The following is a 20,678-nucleotide window of genomic DNA, read 5'->3' on the forward strand; positions in this document are numbered from 1 at the left end:
CTGCAGGCCCGTAAACGGGCGTTGGGGTTACCTCATTGGTGTTTTCAGTCGTTCCCAGGCGGCAACGAAAGCAGTGGCGTTACGCGTCACATCCGCGGAATTCTGGCCCGGCCTGTATAGGGCGGAACCCAGGCCGAAACCAGCCGCGCCTGCATCGACGAAAGCGGCCATGTTTTCAGGCGTGATGCCACCGACCGGAAGTAACGGGCAATCCTGGGGGAATACCGCCCGCCAGGCTTTCACCACGGCGGGACCACACTGTTCGGCGGGGAACAGCTTGAGCACCTGGGCGCCAGCCTCCAGCGCAGCGAAGCCTTCGCTCGGCGTTGCCACGCCCGGTGCGCTGATCAGTCCGGCAGCACGCGTGGCACGGATGACGTCCGGATTCATGTTCGGGGAGACGATAAGCCGACCGCCGGCTGCAGCAACGGCCTGTACCTGGGCCACATCGAGCACCGTACCGGCACCGACCAGACAGTCCGCTCCCAAATCCGCGGCGAGCATTTCGATACTCACCAGTGCCTGCGGTGAATTCATCGGAATTTCGATCAGGCGGAAGCCACTCCCATAGAGCGCCCGGCCCACTGAAAGAATCGACTCCGGCGTAATGCCACGCAGGATCGCTACCAGCGGAAGCTGGGCCATGAATGGGTCAAGCACGTTGCACCTCCTCTTTGGCGATCAACCCGGCAGTCTGTGCGACTTGCCAGAGACCGGCGACGCCGGGGTTGTCCAGGCTCCGCACGCGGTCGAGGCCGAACAGCGCCAGCGCTTCGCGATAACGGGCGCACAGCGCCGGTTCGCCGAGTAGCACCGGGGTCGGTAAAGGTGACGATGGGAGGCCACACAGCGCGCTGCGCAGTTCCTCGCCGATCAACAGGCCGGAGAGATAATCGAGGCTATGGGCCGCCGGCAGCTCACCGCAAAGCACCAGGCTGCGGACGCTGAACAGTCGATCGGCAATGCCACTCGAGCCGCTGTCGCGCGTCGCCTGAAGCCCGCGCCGGTAGGCCTCGGCACTGGAAACCGGACCCGCTTCCAGTGCCGGCCGGCCGAGAATCGAATGCTCCCGCAGCACGGCGAATAGTTCGCCAGTCATATAGGTGGAGAAGGTGTGCAGTGAACCGTCGCGCACCTGGACCCACTTGCTGTGGGTGCCCGGCAGCAGCAAAAGCGCCTGTTTCTCCAGGGCGGGATCGAGGGCCAGCGCGCCCACCACCTGGGTCTCCTCGCCGCGTAATACGTTGGGGTGTTCACCGACCTGCCGTACTCCCGGAATCAGGTGCAGCGCGCCGACCCCGGTTTCGATACTGACCAACCCGGCAGCGAGGGCCGACGCGTCGGCCGGACAATCGACATAGGGCACTTCGCGCCAACCTTGGCGGCTTCCAATCATGCCGGACGCGATGGCCGGCAGGCCGGGCCAGCGTGCGAGCCAGTCTTCCAACAAGAGTCGATAGGCGCGGGCAAAATCGCGATCGGGTGTGTGCTGAATTCCCCAAGGTTGCGACCGGCTATCCAGCAGCAAGCCGCCAGGGCCGAGCAAATAAGCGCGCAGGGATGAGGTCCCCCAGTCGATACCGATCAGGCAGGGCTCGCTCATCGCCCCCTCCATCCCAGCTCGGCGGATACGTCGGCCGCGCACCGTATGACCACAGGCCGTAGTTCTTCCAGACGACTTTCCGGCATGTATGGGATCGCGCTCGCGACGCTCAGCGCCGCGATGATTTCCCCGCCCGTGTCACGAACAGGGGCCGCTACGCAGCGCACACCGAGTTCGTTTTCCTCAAGGTCGAAGCTGAACCCACCCGCCGCGTATTCCGCCATCTGTGCGTGATAGTCCTGCCAGGGGGTGAACTCCTCACGCAACCCGCTCTGGCCCGCTCGCCGCTGAAGTCCTTCTTCGTAGAGCGTCTGCCAGTCGGCTGCGGGCAGATCGAGCATCAACGATTTGCCGATCCCGGTCAGCGCCAGGGGCATGCGCAAACCGATACGCGAGCGCATCTCCAGACCACGGGTGCTCGACAGCTTATCGATGTAGAGAACGTCGCCGCTTTCGCGAACGCCGAGGTGAATGGTGTCCTGCGTCAGATCGGCCAGGCGCTGCAGATGAGGGCGCGCCAGTTTGATCAAAGGCATTTCTGCACGGGCCTTGTAACCCAGCTCGATCAGCCGCGGGCCGAGACGATAACCCTGCGCCTCGCTACGCAGATAATCGGCCTGCACCAGCGCCGCGACCAGACGGTGTGTCGTGCTGCGCGTGCAGCCGATGGCGCTGCCAATCGCTGCAAGCGAATCCGCGCCCTGCGAGACCGCATCGATTACCGCCAATCCCCGAAACAGCGCCTGCGCGCCGAGGGGAGCTTCTTTGTTGTTGTCTTGAGTCATGAGCGTCTCCTACGAAGCGCACCTTAATACCAAAAACAGCCGGTCTCAATATGCGAGTTACACTCCCAAATTGTGGGATACATCAAGGCGGATAAATTTGTCATATCGCTGCAACATTTCCGTTATCTAATGCCGAGCGACAAGAAACGGACCGAGAGCGGACATGAACGGCAAATGCATATTGATCGTCGATGACGAAGCGCCGATTCGCGAGATGATCGTGGTGGCGCTGGAAATGGCCGGCTACGAGTGCCTCGAAGCGGACAATACCCAGCAGGCCCACGCCCTGATCATCGATCGTCAACCGGACCTGATCCTGCTCGACTGGATGCTGCCCGGCACGTCGGGAATCGAGCTGGCGCGGCGCCTCAAGCGCGACGAAATGACCGCCAACACCCCCATCATCATGCTCACCGCCAAGGATGCCGAGGACAACAAGATCCAGGGTCTGGAAGTGGGCGCCGACGACTACATCACCAAGCCCTTCTCCCCGCGCGAGCTGGTGGCACGCCTCAAAGCGGTGCTGCGCCGCGCCGCGCCCAGCGACAACGAGACGCCGATCGAGATCGGCGGTCTGCTGCTCGACCCCATCAGCCACCGGGTCACCATCGATGGTTCGCCGGCGGACATGGGCCCGACCGAGTACCGCCTGCTGCAGTTCTTCATGACCCACCAGGAGCGCGCCTACACTCGCGGACAGTTGCTCGATCAGGTCTGGGGCGGCAATGTTTATGTCGAAGAGCGCACCGTAGATGTACACATCCGTCGTCTGCGCAAGGCGCTGGGCGAAACCTATGAGAATCTGGTGCAGACCGTGCGCGGCACCGGTTATCGTTTTTCCACCAAGAGCTGAACAAGCCGTAACCGCCGGGCTTTCGCTGGCGTTGTAGATGATTTCCGGCCAGCCTAAGCTGTCTCAAGGAGCGTTAGCGGTGAACCAAGACTGGCAAGGCGCACTGATGCGCCGGCTGCTTCTGCTATTGGCGGGATGCCTGCTGATCGGCCTGATCACCGGCGAATATGCTTGGGCCCTGGCGGTGGGCCTGGCCGGTTACGTCGGTTGGACGTTGCATCAAATGCGCCGTCTGCTGCGCTGGCTCAAGCGCAGTCAGCCCGACGAGCCGCCGCCAGACAGCCACGGCCTATGGGGCGAGATCTTCGACAATCTCTATCAGTTGCAGCGCAGGGACTTGCGTTTGCGCGGCCAGCTGCAGGCTGTCATCGATCGCGTTCAGGGTTCGACGACAGCTCTGAAAGACGCCGTGATCATGCTCGACAGCGATGGCAATCTTGAATGGTGGAACCCCGCCGCAGAGCGCCTGCTGGGCCTGAAAAAGCCGGACACCGGCCATCCGGTCACCAATATGGTTCGCCATCCGAGCTTCAAGGAATATTTCGACAGCGGCCGGCACGAGGAACCGCTGGAGCTTTCCTCGCCGGTCAATGACCGTCTTTGGTTGCAGGTCACTATCACGCGCTACGGCAACAGTGAGCATCTGATGGTGGTACGCGACATCACCCGGTTGCATCTGCTGGAGCAGATGCGCAAGGACTTCGTCGCCAACGTCTCGCATGAGCTGCGCACGCCGCTGACGGTGATTGCCGGCTATCTGGAAACCATGCTCGAACACACTGACGAGATGAATCCGCGCTGGTCACGGGCGCTGCAACAGATGAACCAACAGGCCGGGCGTATGCAGCATCTGCTCAATGACCTGTTGCTGCTGGCGAAACTGGAAGCCACCAGCCCGCCGACCAATACCCAACCGGTGGCTGTCGCCGGCCTGCTGCAGTCGATCAAAAGCGACGCCCTGGCTTTGTCCGCCGAGCGCAACCATGACATTACTCTCGAGGCCGACCCCACCTTGCTACTCAAGGGCAGCGAGGCTGAGCTGCGCAGCGCATTTTCCAATCTGATATTCAACGCGGTGAAGTACACCCCAGCTGGGGGCGTGATCCAGATTCGCTGGTGGTGCAACGAGCACGGCGCGCATCTGGCCGTGCAGGATTCCGGGATCGGCATTGAATCCAAGCACCTGCCGCGCCTGACCGAACGCTTCTACCGGGTCGATTCGAGCCGCGCCAGCAACACCGGCGGCACCGGGCTGGGACTGGCCATCGTCAAGCATGTGTTGCTGCGCCATCAGGGCCGTCTGGACGTGAACAGTACGCCGGGCAAAGGCAGCATCTTTACCTGCCATTTCCCGCTGTCTCAGGCCTCGGTGCAGTAAGCATCGCCAATCGGCCGCCGATCAATGTCCTCACCAGCTTCTTGAAATAACCCGAGTCGAGCCCCATCCTTGTGGCCGTCATTAACTACCCGAAACCTTCATGGACCCTTCCCCCAGTTACGTCGCCCCTTCCTACTTCGCCGATTTCGGTTTGATTCTCTTCGCCCTGTTCCTGGTTCTGCTCAACGGCTTCTTCGTGGCCGCCGAGTTCGCTATGGTCAAGCTGCGCGCGACCAAGGTCGAAGCCATCGCCAAGCAACACGGCTGGCGCGGGCATATCCTGCGCAAGGTGCACAACCAACTGGACGCATACCTGTCTGCCTGCCAACTGGGTATTACCCTGGCATCCCTGGGCCTCGGCTGGGTCGGCGAGCCGGCCTTCGCTCATCTGCTCGAACCGCTGTTGGCAGCCATTGGTGTGCAATCGCAAGCCGTGGTGCATGGCGTCGCGTTCTTCACCGCGTTCTTCATCATTTCCTACCTGCACATCGTTGTCGGCGAGCTGGCGCCCAAGTCCTGGGCAATCCGCAAGCCCGAGCTGCTGTCGCTGTGGACGGCCGCGCCGCTGTACCTCTTCTACTGGGCCATGTATCCGGCGATTTATCTGCTCAACGCCAGCGCCAACGCAATTCTGCGTGTCGCCGGGCAAGGTGAGCCGGGAGATCATCACGAACACCACTACAGCCGCGACGAGCTGAAGCTGATCCTGCATTCAAATCGCGCACTGGATCCGGCCAACCAGGACATCAAGGTGCTGGCTTCCGCCGTCGAAATGAGCGAGCTGGAAGTCGCCGATTGGGCCAACTCGCGCGAAGATCTGTTGCAACTGGAGCACGACGCATCGCTGCCGGACATCCTCGACCTGATTCGTCGCCATAAATACAGCCGCTACCCGGTATTCGATACCGAGCAGGGCGAGTACATCGGCCTGTTGCATATCAAGGATCTGCTGCTGGCGCTGGCCAGCGACGAACAACTTGCGCAACATTTCGACCTCACCACCCTGTTGCGGCCGCTTGAACGGGTGCCCCGGCACCTGCCACTGAATGCGTTGCTGGATCAGTTCCGCCAAGGCGGCGCGCATTTCGTGTTGGTGGAGGAAGGCGACCACAAGGTCGTGGGTTTCCTGACTATGGAAGACGTGCTCGAAGTGCTGGTGGGCGATATCCAGGACGAACATCGCAAGACCGAGCGCGGCATCCTCGCTTATCAGCCCGGCAAATTGTTGGTGCGTGGCGATACGCCACTATTCAAGGTCGAGCGGCTGCTGAACGTAGATCTCGACCACATCGAAGCAGATACCCTTGCCGGTCTGATCTACGAAACCCTGAAGCGCGTTCCGGAAGAAAACGAAGTGCTGGTTATCGAGAACCTGCAAGTCATTATCAAGAAGATGCGCGGGCCAAAAATCGTGCTAGCCAAGGTGTTGAAGCAGGAATAAAGCGGCTGGAGGCGGGACAGAATCGTAGGGCGGGCGAACCCGCCAGATGTACAGGTGGCAATCGGCGGGTTGCAACCGCCTTACGCTGCAAGCTCGCCGCTACTCAATCCCCGCCAACCGCAAAATTCGGCAGACTGTTTACCGGCTGAGAGAAGTCGAAGGGAATCGATTCGACCGCCAGCCCGACGTTACGCTGCACCACGAAGTGCAGGTGTGGCCCGGTGCTGTTGCCGGTATTGCCGGAACGCGCGATGCGGGCGCCGGTCTCGACGCGCTGGCCCTCGCGGACGCTCACCGACCCCTTCATCAGGTGCAGATAGACGCCCATGGTGCCGTCGTCATGCATGATCCGCACAAAGTTGCCCGACGGGTTGTTACCGCGCCCGCTCTGGCTGTTCTCGATCTTCACCACCATGCCGCCACGCGCCGCGATGATCGGCGTGCCTTCGGGCATGGCGATGTCCGCGGCGTAGCGGCCTTTGGGCGTGAAATGGCTGTATTTGCCATTGGCGCCCTGAGTCAGACGGAACGGACCGCCGCGCCAGGGCAGCGGATAACGATAGGGTTTGGGTAGCAGGCGCGGATCGCCCAGCGCATGGCGCAGTTTGGGGGTGTATTTCAGCGGCTTTGAAGGGTCGAGCGGCGCCAGGGTCGCCAGACGGATCTGGCTGCGTGGCGGTAGCACCCAGCGAATCGGTTCATCCGGCACACCGACGGCGTTCTGCACACCGGTCAGCTGGAGCTCGATATCCACCGGCGCGAAGAGATCATTGCGCACCAGCAAGGTTTCCCCGGCGGCATGCTTGCGCGTCTCCAGCTTCACCTGATTATCGAGCGTCTCGACCATGCGGTCGTTGAAGGTGAACACGCGCGCGCCGGGAGCGGCCTGGTCGCTGTAGGTGACCACGCCGTTGGCGTCCGTGTACTTGTAGATGGTCAGGGCCGAGGCGGGCGATGCCAGCCAGAACAACCCGAGACAGAGAACGATGCGCCCCAACATAACGGCAGACTTCATGTGGTTATGTATTCAGAGCGCTGCAGACTAGCAGCGCAACGGGGTACGCGCGAGCCACCGACCGTCGGGCTGTGAAATTGTTCCTTTTACGAAGAATTTTCCGGACGGACGGAGTGATTCGTACAGGCAGTGGCCGGCAGGATCGGCCTTCAAGCTCCCGGAACGAAATGCCGTTGCGCGGTGCCGCGGGCAATCAAACGCGACAGGTAGTCGAGCTTCTGCGGGTCGCGATCGACGAAACGGAAGGTCAGCTGTAGCCACTCGCTGTCGGGCTTTGGCTCTAGCGCCGCGACGGCATGCAAGTAGCCATTCAAGCGTGCGATCTCGCCACCCTCCCCCTGTTCTAGATCGAGCACGGCACTTTCCAATACCTGCGGCAGAATCTCGCTGCGCTTGACCACCAGCAGGCCTTCCTTGAGGCTCAGCGCCTTGATCACGCAGGGAAGCGTTCCGCTCGCCAGGCGTAACTGGCCCTGACCCCGCCCGCCGCTCGAAGCAGTGGGTTTGGCCGCGCTCGGCTGGATCAACGGCGCGGCGGCCGCTGGCACCGAAGAGCTGGCCGATGCAGCGGACGCAGGCTTCACCACCTCCGCCTTGCCGCCGGTAAGCGCGGCCAGTGAATCATTGGCCATTCCGGTGTTCGTCGGCCGTGGCGGTGCGCTGGCCGCCAGCGCATCAAGCTTGCCAGCGCGGCCCAGTGCCTTGCGTACCTTGGTGATCAGCTGCTCGTTGGAGAAGGGTTTGCCGATGAAGTCGGAAACACCGGACTGGATCGCCTGGACGACGTTTTCCTTGTCGCCACGGCTGGTGACCATGATGAACGGGGTGGTCTTCAGTTTTTCGTGGGCACGGCACCAAGTGAGCAACTCGAGCCCGGACATTTCTGGCATTTCCCAATCGCAGAGAATCAGGTCGAAGCGTTCGCGATCGAGCATCTGCTGCGCCTTGCGACCGTTCACCGCGTCCTCGATGCGGATACCTGGGAAATGACTGCGCAATCCTTTCTTGACCAGATCCCGGATAAAGGGTGCGTCATCCACTACCAGCACACTGACCTTGCTCATCACTCGCTCCTGCTTGAATGGCCGCCAGCATAGCGGTAGCCGCCGGTCGAAAAAAGCACAGCCGACCAGCGTGGCACTTTAACTTCATTTGGCCAGCGATTGTCATTTGCCTGGCGCTCCCGACCGAATACGACGCTCGACTGACTCTTGAACTTGCGAAAGATGAGCGCAACGGACCAAAAAATGAGCCCGACACCGAGCTTAAACCCCGGGCACCGGCGCCCTGTATGGATAGATCGCCACGCGAAGTAAGCGCTGCGCCTGTTTTTTTTTATTTGTTGAGCCTTACGGATGCGTCAAGCTCGCAAGCTGCGCCGAATAAGCCTACCGAATCCAGCCGATTCGCCCGAAATGGTCAGTTGCGTCTGGCCGATCCCCTGCTACGTTTAGTTCTAACAATAATTAAAAAAGACATAGTCAGGCCGAATGAAAACACCCCCATCGACTATTCATGCCTGCCCGGCACAACGACCGACGGCTTCTCTTGGAGCGACCCCGTTTGCTGCCGCAGCCCCGATTTATTTTTTCCAATCGACGCGCCTTAAGGATTACGCCCGGAGCCGTTACCGCGGCGCCCGTCGGCGCCAAATCGTTGTGATGGAGGCAGTCCCGTCTGCCGGCACCCCTTTACCCACCGAACCGTCCAGTCCGTGGCAGCCCGCATGGGCCGCCCTGTAAGCGGTCAACCCCTGCAAGGAGATAGGCGATGAAGCTTCTGGCAATTGCAACGGCAGCATTGAGCGCGGCAGCGGTGATCCCCGCGTCGGCTGCGGAAATATCCGATGGAAAAGTGAAAATCGGAATCCTCAACGACCAATCCGGCGTCTACGCCGACTTCGGTGGCAAGTGGTCCTTTGAGGCGGCCAAGATGGCGGCGGAAGATTTCGGCGGAAAAGTTCAGGGGGCGCCGATCGAGATCGTCACGGCTGACCATCAGAACAAGCCGGATATCGCCTCCAATATCGCCCGCCAGTGGTATGACCGCGAACAGGTCGACTCGATCATGGAGCTGACCACCTCGTCCGTTGCACTCGCGGTGCAAGGCATTTCCAAGGAGAAGAAAAAGATCGATCTGGTAACCGGCGCCGCCACCACGGAGCTGACCGGAAAGCAGTGCTCGCCCTATGGCTTTCACTGGGCCTACGACACCCATGCGCTGGCGGTCGGTACCGGTGGCGCATTGGTGTCTCAGGGCGGAGACAGCTGGTATTTCCTCACCGCCGACTATGCCTTCGGTTATTCGCTGGAAGAGCAGACCAGCGAATTCGTCAAAGCCAAGGGCGGCGAGATCAAGGGCTCGGTGCGTCATCCGCTGGCCACCAACGACTACTCGTCCTTTCTGCTACAGGCACAATCCTCCGGCGCCGAAGTCATTGGCCTGGCCAACGCCGGGCTGGATACTGCCAACGCAATCAAGCAGGCGGCGGAGTTCGGCATCGTCGCCAGCGGGCAGCGCCTCGCGGCTCTGCTGTTCACCCTGTCAGAGGTACACGGCCTGGGACTGGAAGCGGCACAGGGCCTGACCCTGACCGAAAGCTTCTACTGGGACCGTGACGACCAATCTCGAGAATTTGGCAAACGCTTCTTCGAACGTACCGGGCGCATGCCGAACATGGTCCATGCCGGGACCTACTCGGGGGTTCTGCAGTATCTGAAGGCCATCGACAAGGTCGGCACCGACGAAACGGAAGCGGTAGCCAAGGCCATGCATGAGATGCCTGTGAATGACCTTTTCGCGCGCAATGCCAAGGTGGGCGCGAACGGTCGGCTGATCAGCGATGTTTATCTGATGGAAGTGAAGACGCCCGAGGAAAGCGAGGAGCCCTGGGACTATTACAAGGTGCTCGCCACTGTGCCGGGGGATGAGGCTTACATCAAACCAGCCGAGAGCGGCTGCGACCTGGTCAAGCAATAAGCATGGCGGCCAGCGTCGGTAATGTGCCCGGGGAAGCGGCGGCTTCGCCGGGCATCGGCGATGAATCGCAACCGCGCGTCGTGCTTTCGGCACGCGGGCTGCGCCGCGATTTTGGGGGTTTCGTAGCGGTGAACAATGTCGATCTGGACGTTCACCATGCGCGCGTCCACGCTCTGATCGGGCCCAACGGCGCGGGCAAGACCACCGTGTTCAATCTGCTAACGAAATTCCTGCAACCGTCGAGCGGCAGCATCCGGCTGCTCGACCATGACATCACCCGCACCGATCCGGCCAGGGTCGCCCGCATGGGACTGGTCCGTTCGTTTCAGATTTCGGCGGTATTCCCGCACCTGAGCGTCCTGGAAAACGTGCGCGTGGCGCTGCAACGCCCCAGTGGGCTGGCCACTCAGTTCTGGCTGCCGCTGCGTTCGCTTAATCGGCTCAACGAGCGCGCCATGGCGTTGATCGAATCGGTAGGGCTGCAGGACGCCAGCCACAGCCCTGCCGCGGATCTGTCCTACGGACGCAAACGTGTATTGGAAATCGCGACCACACTAGCGCTGGAACCCAAGGTCTTGCTACTCGATGAGCCGATGGCAGGCATGGGGCACGAGGACGTGCATATCGTCTCCGAGATCATTCGCGAAGTCGCTCGCGACCGCGCCATCCTGATGGTTGAGCACAACCTGAAAGTCGTCGCCGACCTTTGCGATCAGGTAACCGTTCTGCAGCGCGGGGAAATTCTCACCTCTGGCGACTACCGCAGCGTGAGTCAGGACGCACGCGTTCGTGAGGCTTATATGGGGACGGAAGATGAGTGAGGCCACGCCGCTGCTGAGTGTTCGTGAGCTCAACGCCTGGTATGGCGAGAGCCATGCCCTGCATGGGATCGATCTGGACGTGCATCAGGGCGAAACCGTCACCCTGCTCGGCCGTAACGGCGTGGGCAAAACCACGGCGCTGCGCTCGATCATGGGCATCATCCGCAAACGTACCGGAACGGTTCAATTCGATGGCCGCGACATGATGCGCGTGCCATTGCATCGAACCGCGCACACCGGGATGGGTTTCGTGCCGGAAGAGCGCGGCATTTTCGCCACCCTGACAGTTGATGAGAACCTGACCTTGCCCCCGATCATCGCCAAGGGCGGCATGTCCACCGACGAGATTTACCAGCTGTTCCCCAACCTCAAGGAACGCCGCAACAGCGCCGGGACCAAACTTTCCGGCGGCGAACAGCAGATGCTGGCAATCGCGCGCATCTTGCGCACCGGAGCGAAACTGCTACTGCTCGACGAGCCCACCGAAGGCCTGGCACCGGTGATCGTCCAGCGCATCGGCGATGTGCTGCTGACGCTCAAGGAGCGCGGCATGACCATCTTGCTTGTGGAGCAAAACTTCCGCTTCGCCAGCAAAGTCGCCGACCGCTTTTATCTGGTCGATCACGGACGGATCGTCGACAGCTTCCACGTCAGCGAACTGCCGGACCGTATGACGATACTCAACGAAACCCTGGGGGTCTGATGACGGAAATCTTCGGCGTACCCATCCAGGCCTTTCTAGGGCAATTGTTGATCGGCCTGATCAACGGCTCCTTCTACGCCATGCTCAGCCTTGGCCTGGCGATCATTTTCGGCCTGATCAAGGTGATCAACTTCGCCCACGGCGCGCAGTACATGATGGGCGCCTTCGCCGGTTACCTGCTGCTGGCGATGTTGGGCATCGGTTACTGGCCGGCGTTGATCCTGGCACCGCTGATCGTTGGCCTCGTCGGAGCAGTGATCGAGCGACTCGCGCTCTCGCGACTGTATAACCTCGATCATCTATATGGCCTGCTGTTCACGTTCGGCCTGGCCCTCGCGTTGGAAGGCGCGTTCCGCTACTTCTACGGCTCGTCCGGCCAGCCCTATGCAGTGCCGAGCCTGCTATCGGGCGGCTACAACCTTGGCTTCATGTTTTTGCCCAAGTACCGCGCCTGGGTAGTGTTGGCATCCCTGTTGATTTGTCTGGGCACTTGGCTGCTGATCGAGAAGACCAAACTCGGTGCCTATCTGCGCGCCGCCACCGAAAACCCCACGTTGGTGCGCACCTTCGGTATCAACGTGCCGCTGCTGCTGACCTTCACCTACGGGCTGGGCTCCGGTCTGGCGGGGCTGGCCGGGATTCTCGCGGCGCCGATTTATCAGGTCAGCCCGCTGATGGGTTCCAACCTGATCATCGTCGTATTCGCCGTGGTGGTGGTCGGCGGCATGGGTTCGATTCTGGGCGCGATCATCACCGGTTACATGCTCGGGATTCTCGAGGGGCTGACCAAGGTGTTCTACCCAGAGGCCTCCAACATCGTGATCTTCGTGGTCATGGCGATCGTGCTGCTCGTGCGTCCGGCGGGCTTGATGGGAAAGGATGGCTGACATGCAGCAAGCAACCGCAACCGCCGCAGCAAAGCGAAAGCGCTGGAACGCAGAGACAATCCTGATCCTTATCGGTGTCGTGGCGCTGGTACTGGCGCCCCTGCACTTCTACCCCGTGTTTCTGATGAAGGTGATGTGCTTCGCCCTGTTCGCCTGCGCCTTCAACCTGCTGCTGGGCTATACCGGCATCCTCTCGTTCGGCCATGCGGCGTTCTTTGGCGGCGCCGCCTACTTCACCGCCCACGCCGTCAAGGAATGGGGGCTGACGCCAGAGCTTGGGGTGCTCGTCGGCGTCATCGGTGCCGCATTTCTCGGCTTGGTAATTGGCTTTCTGGCGATCCGGCGGCAGGGCATCTATTCGACGATGATCACTCTGGCGCTGTCGCAGATGTTCTTCTTCTTTTGCGTGCAGGCCCCCTTCACTCACGGCGAGGACGGTATCCAGGGCATCCCTCGCGGCCACTTGTTCGGCCTGATCGATCTGAAAGAGCCGCTGCACATGTACTTTTTCGTGCTGAGCGTGTTTCTTCTTGGCATGTTGGCGATCTGGCGAATCGTTAACTCGCCTTTCGGGATGATCCTCAAATCGATTCGCGAGAATGAAAACCGCGCCATCTCCCTCGGCTACTCGGTGACGCGCTATAAGCTTGGCGCCTTCGTCATGTCGGCGGCTCTGGCGGGATTGGCAGGAGGTTTGAAAGCGCTGGTGTTCCAGTTCGCCACGCTAACCGACGTTAGCTGGCAGATGTCCGGCGAGGTGGTGCTGATGACGTTGCTTGGCGGGATCGGCACGCTGGTCGGGCCTGTGTTCGGCGCTGCGCTGGTGACCACCCTGGGCAACTATTTCGCTACCTCGGAGCTACCGGTCACGCTAGTGACTGGAATCATCTTCATGGTCTGCGTGCTGATCTTCCGCCGCGGCATCATCGGAGAGCTGTATGCCTCCCGCCTGGGCCGTAAGATCGAACATGCAAGGGACGAGTGAGCTCAGGCACCCTCGAGATGCCCGTGCAGCGCGACGAACTGTTGGGTCAGCTTGTGTCGAGGGTCGAAATGGATCAGCGGCAGGCAGACCTGATGCGACTCGCGCATTCGCACCGAACTCATCAAGTGCACCGGCAGCACCGGTAGGCCTTCGGCCAACAGCTCGTCGATCATCTGTTGCGGCAGCGCCGCCCTCGGCTGGAACTGGTTGACCACGATCCCCTCGACCTTGAGCACGCCGTTGTGGTCTTCCTGCAGTTCCTCGATTTCATCGAGCAGGCTGTATAACGCCTGACGAGAGAAACTGTCGCAGTCGAACGGAATCAGGCAGCGATCCGCCGCGATCAATGCGGACACGGTAAAAAAATTCAGCGCCGGCGGCGTATCGAGGTAGATTCGCTCGTATTCCTCAGAGAGGCTTTCCAGCAACTTGCGCAGCTTGTTGATCTTGTATTTAGCTTCGAGCTTGGGTTGCAGATCCGCAAGTTCGGCAGTGGCGGTGACCACATGCAGATTCTCGAAACGGGTTTCACTGATTGGCGGCCGCGCCTTCTTGCCCACCGCACCGCCAGCCAGCACCTGCTTGAAGAAATCGGCAATGCCGGTGGGCAGATCATCGCCAGTGAGACCCGTGAGGTAATGGCTGGAGTTGGCCTGCGCATCGAGGTCGACCAGCAGCGTCCGATACCCCTGCGCAGCACTCACTGCAGCGAGGTTACAAGCGATACTGGACTTGCCAACACCGCCCTTCTGATTGAACACAACCCTGCGCATGCCGTAGCCCCTAACCCCCGAGCGGTCGAGTCTATACGGCAAATATGACACTGGCATTAAACGACCGGAACGCGGCGTCCGGCCGTTCTCACACCGCGACGGGAGCCTTGATGTGCGGGTGCGCTTCGTAACCGACCAGTTCGAAGTCCTCGAAGCGGAAGGCGAACAGGTCTTTCACAGCCGGGTTGAGCTTCATCGTCGGCAACGGTAGCGGCGCGCGTGACAGCTGCAGGTCGGCCTGTTCCAGATGGTTGGCGTACAGGTGGCAATCGCCGCCGCTCCAGATGAACTCGCCGGGCTGCAGATCGCAGACCTGCGCCACCATCAGCGTCAGCAAGGCGTAGCTGGCGATGTTGAAGGGCACCCCGAGAAAGATATCGGCCGAACGTTGGTACAACTGGCAGCTGAGCTTGCCGTCGGCAACGTAGAACTGGAACAGGGCATGGCAGGGCGGCAACGCCATTTGATCGACCAGCGACGGATTCCAGGCGGAAACGATCAACCGTCGCGAATCGGGGTTCTTTTTGATCATTTCTACCAGCTTGCCGATCTGGTCCACCGACTCGCCATTGGGTGCCGGCCAGTTGCGCCACTGGTAGCCATAGACCGGTCCCAGCTCGCCCTTTTCGTCTGCCCATTCGTCCCAGATGCGTACGCCGTTTTCCTGCAGATAGCGCACGTTGGTGTCGCCCTGCAAGAACCACAGCAGCTCGTGAATGATGGATTTCAGGTGGCACTTCTTGGTGGTCACCAGCGGGAAACCTTCGGCCAGATCGAAACGCATCTGGTAACCGAACACGCTGTAGGTGCCGGTGCCGGTGCGGTCGCTCTTGAAGGTGCCGTTCTCGCGCACGTGGCGCATCAGGTCGAGATACTGTTTCATCGATGGACTCGAAACGGGCGCGAAGGCGCGGTGAAAAAAAACTCTAGGAATAGTAAGAGTCGCCGCCCGGAATGTCTCGCTGGAAGCGACAAGCCGGACGGAATCGACTCAGGCCGAAGCCTTGGCCGGGGCGCGACGGTAGCCCCAGGCGATCATGCCGAGGCCGATCAGCACCATGGGTACGCAGAGCACCTGCCCCATGGTCAGCCAGCCGAAGGCGAGGTAGCCAAGCTGGGCATCGGGCACCCGCACGAATTCGACAATGAAACGGAAGATGCCGTAGCAGACAGCGAACAGCCCGGATACCGCCATGGTCGGCCGCGGCTTGCGTGAGTAGATCCAGAGAATGACGAACAACGCCACGCCTTCCAGCGCGAACTGATAGAGCTGCGAAGGATGCCGCGCCAGCTGCTGCGGATCGGTGGGAAAGACCATGGCCCAAGGCACGTCGGTGGCCTTGCCCCACAACTCGGCATTAATGAAATTGCCGATGCGGCCAGCGCCCAGGCCGATGGGCACGAAGGGCGCAATGAAATCCATTAGTTCGAAGAAACGTTTACCGTTGCGCCGGGCGAAAATCCACGTGCACAGCAGCACGCCGATCAGGCCGCCATGAAAGGACATTCCGCCTTTCCACACTTGCAAAATCAGGCTTGGGTCGTTGAGATAGGAGGCCAGATCGTAGAACAGCACGTAGCCCAGCCGTCCGCCGACAATCACGCCCATCGCCACCCAGAACACCAGATCGGAGAGCTTGTCCTTGTCCCAGCTCGGGTCGAAGCGGTGCAACCTGCGTGAGGCGAGCAGCCAGGCGCCACCGATCCCGATCAGATACATCAGGCCGTACCAGTGAATTTGCAGCGGGCCTAGCGAGACGGCCACAGGGTCAATCTGCGGGTAAGGCAGCATCCAGGTTTCCTCAGATCAAGAAGTTGATTCCAACGCCCAGCAGCAACAGCGCGAACAGGCGCCTGAGCAACAGCGCTGACAGGCGATGCGCCAGATTGGCGCCGATACGGGCAAAGAACATGCTGGTAACGGCGATGCCGACCAGCGCCGGCAAATAAACGTAGCCCAGACTCCATTCCGGCAAATGCGCATCCTGCCAGCCGACCCAGGCGAAACTCAACGCGCCGGCAATGGCTATAGGCAGACCACAGGCCGCGGACGTCGCGATCGCTTGCTGAATGGGCACGCTGCGCCAGCTGAGAAAGGGCACCGTCAATGAGCCACCGCCAATGCCGAAGAGCGCAGAAGCCCAGCCGACCACCACGCCTGCCAAGGTGAGTCCAGGCTTGCCGGGCACGCCGCGGCTGGCCTTGGGCTGCAGTGAGAAAGCCATCTGGATCGACATGGCGATGGCGAACACGCCGATAATTTTCTGCAGCACCGGCCCATGGATCGCGGCCGCAGTAAGACCACCCAGCGCGGCACCAAGCACGATGCCGACGGTCATCCACAGCACCACGGGCCATTGCACCGCACCTCTGCGATGGTGAGCCTTGATCGAATTGAGCGAGGTAAAGACGATAGTCGCCAGTGACGTGCCGACGGCCAGATGGGTCAGCACCAGCGGGTCGAACCCCTGCGCGGTGAAGCTGAATACCAGTACCGGGACGATGATCATTCCACCGCCAACACCGAACAGTCCGGCCAGCACTCCAGCGAATCCGCCAAGAAGCAGATAAAGCGCGAACTCCATCGGACCATCCTGAACAACAAAAGCGGCATGGTAGCTGAAAAGCTGGAAGCTGGAAGCTGGAAGCTGGAAGCTGGAAGCTGGAAGCTAGAAGAGGGTTGCCGAGTCGGCTGCTTGGCTTCAAGCTTCTCGCTTCGAGCTTCCAGCTGAGCAAACCTATGTGCCTGATCGTATTCGCCTGGCGCCCGACTCATGCGCTACCGCTCATAGTCGCCGCCAACCGCGACGAGTTCCATGCCCGCCCCAGCTTGCCGCTGGGTCCTTGGGAGGATGCGCCGCAGATCATTGCGGGACGAGACCTGCAGGCCGGCGGCACTTGGCTGGGAGTGGGGCCTGAGGGTCGCTTCGCCGCGCTGACCAATATCCGTGACCCCGGCGCACCGACCGGATCGCTTTCACGCGGCGAATTGCCGGAGCGCTTCCTGCGCGGCCAACTGACTCCAGAGGCTTATCTGACCGTGCTGACGGGCCATCTTGAACACTATTCGGGGTTCAATCTGCTGGTCGGCGATGCACACGAGCTGTGGTACCTCAACTCGCACACCGGCGTACCGGAACAGCTTCCGCCTGGCGTTTACGGGTTGTCCAACGCGGCGCTGAACACACCATGGCCAAAACTCCTGCGAACGCGGGCAGCGCTGCATGAATGCCTGGACGCACCGGAAGCAGAAAACCTGTTGCAGCTGTTGAGCGACCCGCAACCGGCCGCCGACGCAGAGCTGCCCAGTACTGGCGTCTCGCATGAAGTGGAAAAGTTGCTGTCGAGCGTGTTCATTGCCAGCCCCGACTACGGCACCCGAGCCAGCACCGTGCTGCTCCGCCGTGCGGATGGCTCAACGAGCATCACCGAGCGCTGCTTCGGGCCGGACGGCCCGTTGGGGGAGGTCAATATCCGCCTGCCATTCGCCCAAGGCGAGAAGTCCGCTCTGGGCTAGATTGCCGCCGATGGATTGACCATGCGATCCAGGCCAAGATTGCGCAGGGCCAGCTGTACGGTGGCGTGAATCACCTGCGGGCTGTCCATGACCATTATCTTGGCCAACAACTCGCGCGCCGTGGTCGAGCTGATCTGACGCAGCATCCATTTCACCTTTGGCAGGTTTGTGGCGTTCATCGACAGGCTGTCGAAACCCATCGCCAACAGCAGGATGGCCGCGCCCGGGTCTCCGGCCATCTCGCCGCAAATACTCACCGGCTTGCCTTCCTCGTGCGCTTCGCGCACGACTCGCTGCAACGCCTCGAGTACTGCCGGGTGCAGGTAGTCGTAGAGATCGGCGACACGCGGATTGTTGCGATCGACCGCCAGCAGATATTGGGTCAGGTCGTTGGAGCCCACCGAAATGAAATCCACCTGACGCGCCAGTTCACGGGTCAGATAGACCGCCGCTGGCACCTCGATCATCACGCCGACGGGCGGCATTTCGACATCGGTGCCCTCGTCACGAACCTCACCCCAAGCACGGTGAATGAGGTGGAGCGCTTCTTCTAGCTCGCGCGTGCCGGAGATCATTGGAAGCAAAATGCGCAGGTTATTCAGGCCGGCGCTGGCCTTGAGCATGGCGCGTGCCTGCAGCAGAAAGATCTCCGGATGATCCAGCGTGACGCGGATACCACGCCAGCCGAGGAAGGGATTCTCTTCCTTGATCGGAAAGTACGGCAGACTCTTGTCGCCGCCGATATCGAGGCTGCGCATGGTCACCGGCAAGGGATGGAAGGCCTGGAGCTGCTCTCGATAGATCGCCATCTGCTCCTTTTCGCTGGGGAAGCGCTCCTTGATCATAAAAGGCACTTCGGTGCGGTACAGGCCGACGCCTTCGGCGCCGCGCTCCTGGGCTCTCACCACATCGGCGAGCAGGCCGGTGTTAACCCATAGCGGAATACGCACGCCGTCGGTGGTTTCGCACGGCAGCTCGCGTAGAACATCCAACCCTTCGGAGAGTTGCCGTTCCTGCTCGGCAAGGACCAGGTACTGCTCGCGCAACACCTTCGCCGGGTTGGTGATGATCTCGCCGCGCGTGCCGTCGATGATCAGCTCGATGCCGTCGACTTTGGAATACGGCAGGTCAACCGCCCCCATTACCGTCGGGATGCCCATGGCCCGGGCGAGGATCGCCACGTGCGAGTTGCTCGAACCAAGCACCGAGACCATGCCCACCAGCTTGCCTTCCGGCACTTCACCGAGCATCGCCGGGGACAACTCCTCGCTCACCAGAATGGTCTTGTCCGGGTAGGTCAAGGTCTGCTGGCGGGCCTGCTGCAGGTAACCGAGCAGGCGTCGGCCGATGTCCTTGACGTCTGAGGCGCGCTCGCGCAGATAGGCATCATCCATCATCTCGAAACGGGCTACATGATCGCTGACCACTTGGCGCAACGCGCCTTGCGCCCATTGCCCGGTGCGGATGACCTTGGACACTTCGCCGCCGAGCGCGGAGTCGTCAAGCATCATCAAGTAGACATCGAACAGTGCGCGTTCTTCCTTGCGCATTTGCGTGGCGAGCTTCTCGGACAACGCGCGCATATCGGCACGCACGGCCTCCAGAGCGTTCTCGAACAGCATCAGCTCGGCGGCAATGTCGCTGACCGTCTTATCCGGCACCACATCGAGGTCGGCAGGTGGCAGCACCACCAAAGCCGTCCCGACCGCCGCACCGGGCGCGCCGGGAATACCAATGAAGCGAGTTTCCTGGATGCCCTTACCCTGCCGACCGAGACCGCGGATCGAACCGGTCGCCTCGGCATGCGCGATGACGCCGGCGAGCTGCGCACTCATGGTAACGAGGAAGGCTTCTTCACCCTCGTCGAACAGGCGCTGCTCTTTCTGCTGGATGACCAGCACACCCATTACCCGTCGGTGGTGGATGATCGGCGCGCCGAGGAAGGAGGCGTAGCGTTCCTCTCCGGTTTCGGCGAAGTAGCGATAGCGCGGATGCTCGGAGGCGTGCTCGAGGTTGAGCGGTTCCTCGCGGGTACCGACCAGACCGACCAGGCCTTCGTTGGGGGCCATGCTGACCTTGCCGATGGCTTTCTTGTTCAAGCCCTCGGTGGCCATCAGGACGAATCGACCGGATTCGGGATCGAGCAGGTAGACCGAACAGACCTGGCTGCCCATGGCCTCCCGAACTCTCAGCACGATAATGCCCAAGGCCGCCTTGAGGTCCTTGGCGGCATTCACTTCCTGGACGATCTTGCGCAGCGTGCCGAGCATGCTCAGGGGCTTTCTCCCGTCAATCCCGCGCCAGAAGGCGCGGGGCGAGTTCTTTTAAGGCGCGACGGTAAACCTCGCGCTTGAAGGTGACTACCTGCCCCAGCGGGTACCAGTAACTGACCCAGCGCCAGCCATCGAACTCGGGCTTACCCGTGAGATCCATGCGCACCCGATCCTCCGCGCCGGTCAGACGCAGGAGAAACCACTTCTGCTTCTGCCCGATGCACAGTGGCTGACTATGGGTGCGCACCAGGCGTTGCGGCAGACGATAGCGCAACCAGCCACGGGTACAGGCGAGAATCTTCACGTCCTGCTGTTCGAGACCGACCTCTTCGTTGAGCTCGCGGTAAAGCGCCTCTTCCGGCGTCTCGCGTGGATTGATCCCGCCTTGCGGGAATTGCCAGGCGTCCTGATTAATCCGTCGGGCCCAAAGCACCTGTCCGGCATCATTGGTCAGGATGATGCCGACATTGGGGCGAAAACCATCGGAGTCGATCACGGCATACAACCTCGCAAACGCATGTCGCGGCATTGTTCCACAAAAAGACGCGAAGCAGAAAGCACACTGAACGGCCAGTGATCGAGAGGCTCGCGGCCTTGGGCGACGCCTTCCAGCTGCCATGCGCGGGGCAATCCCGCTATGCTTTGCGCTCATACATCCGTTCCGA

General features: G+C 61.2%; 20 protein-coding genes. 9 read left to right on the forward strand and 11 right to left on the reverse strand.

What is annotated here, in order from left to right:
* Positions 1 to 27: 27 nt before the first annotated feature.
* Genes D7241_RS09890 through D7241_RS09900 form a run of 3 tightly spaced genes read right to left on the reverse strand, consistent with a single transcriptional unit; the run spans position 28 to position 2,388 of the window.
* The gene (locus D7241_RS09890) at positions 28 to 660 is read right to left on the reverse strand and encodes a 2-dehydro-3-deoxy-6-phosphogalactonate aldolase (protein WP_408101379.1); all 633 of its coding nucleotides are present in this window, start codon (positions 658 to 660) and stop codon (positions 28 to 30) included.
* A complete protein-coding gene (locus D7241_RS09895) occupies positions 653 to 1,603 on the reverse strand; it encodes a 2-dehydro-3-deoxygalactonokinase (protein ID WP_408101380.1) in 951 nt (316 codons plus the stop codon). Before D7241_RS09895 ends, D7241_RS09890 begins: the two co-directional genes overlap by 8 nt.
* Positions 1,600 to 2,388 carry an IclR family transcriptional regulator gene (locus D7241_RS09900; RefSeq protein ID WP_408101381.1) on the reverse strand — a complete coding sequence of 263 codons (789 nt, stop codon included), beginning with the start codon at positions 2,386 to 2,388 and terminating at the stop codon, positions 1,600 to 1,602. The genes D7241_RS09895 and D7241_RS09900 overlap by 4 nt, the downstream gene beginning before the upstream one ends.
* A 163-nt stretch (positions 2,389 to 2,551) precedes the next feature.
* Between D7241_RS09900 and phoB the strand changes: the two genes are divergently transcribed.
* From phoB to D7241_RS09915, 3 genes are all read left to right on the forward strand, one after another.
* On the forward strand, positions 2,552 to 3,241 hold the full coding sequence (gene phoB, locus D7241_RS09905) for a phosphate regulon transcriptional regulator PhoB (RefSeq protein WP_255979815.1): 690 nt from the start codon (positions 2,552 to 2,554) through the stop codon (positions 3,239 to 3,241).
* A gap of 79 nt (positions 3,242 to 3,320) precedes the next feature.
* Positions 3,321 to 4,619, forward strand: coding sequence for a phosphate regulon sensor histidine kinase PhoR (gene phoR / locus D7241_RS09910; RefSeq protein ID WP_408101382.1), 1,299 nt, complete (start codon positions 3,321 to 3,323; stop codon positions 4,617 to 4,619).
* 100 nt (positions 4,620 to 4,719) lie between these two features.
* On the forward strand, positions 4,720 to 6,060 hold the full coding sequence (locus D7241_RS09915; RefSeq protein ID WP_408101383.1) for a hemolysin family protein: 1,341 nt from the start codon (positions 4,720 to 4,722) through the stop codon (positions 6,058 to 6,060).
* 103 nt (positions 6,061 to 6,163) lie between these two features.
* Here D7241_RS09915 and D7241_RS09920 read toward each other — a convergent pair whose 3' ends face one another.
* Both D7241_RS09920 and D7241_RS09925 read right to left on the reverse strand, forming a co-directional pair.
* Positions 6,164 to 7,060 (reverse strand): peptidoglycan DD-metalloendopeptidase family protein, encoded by an 897-nt coding sequence (locus tag D7241_RS09920; protein WP_255980236.1) that lies wholly within the window; start codon positions 7,058 to 7,060, stop codon positions 6,164 to 6,166.
* A gap of 164 nt (positions 7,061 to 7,224) precedes the next feature.
* Entirely contained in the window at positions 7,225 to 8,139 is a 915-nt protein-coding gene (locus tag D7241_RS09925) for a response regulator (protein WP_408101384.1), read from the reverse strand.
* Positions 8,140 to 8,845: 706 nt separating this feature from the next.
* On the opposite strand from D7241_RS09925, the gene D7241_RS09930 reads away from it, so the two are divergent.
* From D7241_RS09930 to D7241_RS09950, 5 genes are read left to right on the forward strand one after another with little or no spacing between them, the layout of a single operon-like run.
* Complete coding sequence (locus D7241_RS09930) at positions 8,846 to 10,054, forward strand: ABC transporter substrate-binding protein (protein WP_408101385.1); 1,209 nt, start codon at positions 8,846 to 8,848, stop codon at positions 10,052 to 10,054.
* A gap of 2 nt (positions 10,055 to 10,056) precedes the next feature.
* Positions 10,057 to 10,875: an ABC transporter ATP-binding protein gene (locus tag D7241_RS09935; protein ID WP_408101386.1), complete on the forward strand. Its 819-nt coding sequence runs from the start codon at positions 10,057 to 10,059 to the stop codon at positions 10,873 to 10,875.
* On the forward strand, positions 10,868 to 11,578 hold the full coding sequence (locus D7241_RS09940; protein ID WP_255979806.1) for an ABC transporter ATP-binding protein: 711 nt from the start codon (positions 10,868 to 10,870) through the stop codon (positions 11,576 to 11,578). Before D7241_RS09935 ends, D7241_RS09940 begins: the two co-directional genes overlap by 8 nt.
* Positions 11,578 to 12,465, forward strand: a complete 888-nt coding sequence (locus D7241_RS09945; RefSeq protein ID WP_255979804.1) for a branched-chain amino acid ABC transporter permease — start codon at positions 11,578 to 11,580, stop codon at positions 12,463 to 12,465. Before D7241_RS09940 ends, D7241_RS09945 begins: the two co-directional genes overlap by 1 nt.
* Before the next feature lies 1 nt (position 12,466).
* A complete protein-coding gene (locus D7241_RS09950) occupies positions 12,467 to 13,450 on the forward strand; it encodes a branched-chain amino acid ABC transporter permease (protein ID WP_408101387.1) in 984 nt (327 codons plus the stop codon).
* A 2-nt stretch (positions 13,451 to 13,452) separates the two neighbouring features.
* Here the strand turns inward: D7241_RS09950 and D7241_RS09955 are convergent, their stop codons facing one another.
* From D7241_RS09955 to D7241_RS09970, 4 genes are all read right to left on the reverse strand, one after another.
* Positions 13,453 to 14,223 (reverse strand): ParA family protein, encoded by a 771-nt coding sequence (locus D7241_RS09955; RefSeq protein WP_408101388.1) that lies wholly within the window; start codon positions 14,221 to 14,223, stop codon positions 13,453 to 13,455.
* An 88-nt stretch (positions 14,224 to 14,311) separates the two neighbouring features.
* On the reverse strand, positions 14,312 to 15,106 hold the full coding sequence (locus D7241_RS09960) for a thymidylate synthase (protein WP_408101389.1): 795 nt from the start codon (positions 15,104 to 15,106) through the stop codon (positions 14,312 to 14,314).
* 108 nt (positions 15,107 to 15,214) lie between these two features.
* Positions 15,215 to 16,015 (reverse strand): prolipoprotein diacylglyceryl transferase, encoded by an 801-nt coding sequence (gene lgt / locus D7241_RS09965; RefSeq protein ID WP_408101390.1) that lies wholly within the window; start codon positions 16,013 to 16,015, stop codon positions 15,215 to 15,217.
* Positions 16,016 to 16,025: 10 nt separating this feature from the next.
* Positions 16,026 to 16,808 carry a sulfite exporter TauE/SafE family protein gene (locus D7241_RS09970; protein ID WP_408101391.1) on the reverse strand — a complete coding sequence of 261 codons (783 nt, stop codon included), beginning with the start codon at positions 16,806 to 16,808 and terminating at the stop codon, positions 16,026 to 16,028.
* Between the two features lie 155 nt (positions 16,809 to 16,963).
* Between D7241_RS09970 and D7241_RS09975 the strand changes: the two genes are divergently transcribed.
* A complete protein-coding gene (locus D7241_RS09975; protein WP_408101392.1) occupies positions 16,964 to 17,740 on the forward strand; it encodes an NRDE family protein in 777 nt (258 codons plus the stop codon).
* Here the strand turns inward: D7241_RS09975 and ptsP are convergent.
* Both ptsP and D7241_RS09985 read right to left on the reverse strand, forming a co-directional pair.
* On the reverse strand, positions 17,737 to 20,010 hold the full coding sequence (gene ptsP / locus D7241_RS09980) for a phosphoenolpyruvate--protein phosphotransferase (protein WP_408101393.1): 2,274 nt from the start codon (positions 20,008 to 20,010) through the stop codon (positions 17,737 to 17,739). The two genes, D7241_RS09975 and ptsP, sit on opposite strands and share 4 nt — an antisense overlap.
* 19 nt (positions 20,011 to 20,029) lie before the next feature.
* Positions 20,030 to 20,509 (reverse strand): RNA pyrophosphohydrolase, encoded by a 480-nt coding sequence (locus D7241_RS09985; protein ID WP_031310843.1) that lies wholly within the window; start codon positions 20,507 to 20,509, stop codon positions 20,030 to 20,032.
* Positions 20,510 to 20,678 lie beyond the last annotated feature (169 nt).

Source organism: Stutzerimonas sp. VN223-3 (assembly GCF_045999685.1).
Taxonomy (GTDB): domain Bacteria; phylum Pseudomonadota; class Gammaproteobacteria; order Pseudomonadales; family Pseudomonadaceae; genus Stutzerimonas; species Stutzerimonas stutzeri_AR.

Coding starts and splice junctions, on each gene's coding strand:
- D7241_RS09895 (WP_408101380.1), bottom strand. CDS start 1,603: ATGAGCGAGCCCTGCCTGATCGGTATCGACTGGGGGACCTCATCCCTG.
- D7241_RS09900 (WP_408101381.1), bottom strand. CDS start 2,388: ATGACTCAAGACAACAACAAAGAAGCTCCCCTCGGCGCGCAGGCGCTG.
- phoB (WP_255979815.1), top strand. CDS start 2,552: ATGAACGGCAAATGCATATTGATCGTCGATGACGAAGCGCCGATTCGC.
- D7241_RS09915 (WP_408101383.1), top strand. CDS start 4,720: ATGGACCCTTCCCCCAGTTACGTCGCCCCTTCCTACTTCGCCGATTTC.
- D7241_RS09920 (WP_255980236.1), bottom strand. CDS start 7,060: ATGTTGGGGCGCATCGTTCTCTGTCTCGGGTTGTTCTGGCTGGCATCG.
- D7241_RS09925 (WP_408101384.1), bottom strand. CDS start 8,139: ATGAGCAAGGTCAGTGTGCTGGTAGTGGATGACGCACCCTTTATCCGG.
- D7241_RS09930 (WP_408101385.1), top strand. CDS start 8,846: ATGAAGCTTCTGGCAATTGCAACGGCAGCATTGAGCGCGGCAGCGGTG.
- D7241_RS09935 (WP_408101386.1), top strand. CDS start 10,057: ATGGCGGCCAGCGTCGGTAATGTGCCCGGGGAAGCGGCGGCTTCGCCG.
- D7241_RS09940 (WP_255979806.1), top strand. CDS start 10,868: ATGAGTGAGGCCACGCCGCTGCTGAGTGTTCGTGAGCTCAACGCCTGG.
- D7241_RS09945 (WP_255979804.1), top strand. CDS start 11,578: ATGACGGAAATCTTCGGCGTACCCATCCAGGCCTTTCTAGGGCAATTG.
- D7241_RS09950 (WP_408101387.1), top strand. CDS start 12,467: ATGCAGCAAGCAACCGCAACCGCCGCAGCAAAGCGAAAGCGCTGGAAC.
- D7241_RS09955 (WP_408101388.1), bottom strand. CDS start 14,223: ATGCGCAGGGTTGTGTTCAATCAGAAGGGCGGTGTTGGCAAGTCCAGT.
- D7241_RS09960 (WP_408101389.1), bottom strand. CDS start 15,106: ATGAAACAGTATCTCGACCTGATGCGCCACGTGCGCGAGAACGGCACC.
- lgt (WP_408101390.1), bottom strand. CDS start 16,015: ATGCTGCCTTACCCGCAGATTGACCCTGTGGCCGTCTCGCTAGGCCCG.
- D7241_RS09970 (WP_408101391.1), bottom strand. CDS start 16,808: ATGGAGTTCGCGCTTTATCTGCTTCTTGGCGGATTCGCTGGAGTGCTG.
- D7241_RS09975 (WP_408101392.1), top strand. CDS start 16,964: ATGTGCCTGATCGTATTCGCCTGGCGCCCGACTCATGCGCTACCGCTC.
- ptsP (WP_408101393.1), bottom strand. CDS start 20,010: ATGCTCGGCACGCTGCGCAAGATCGTCCAGGAAGTGAATGCCGCCAAG.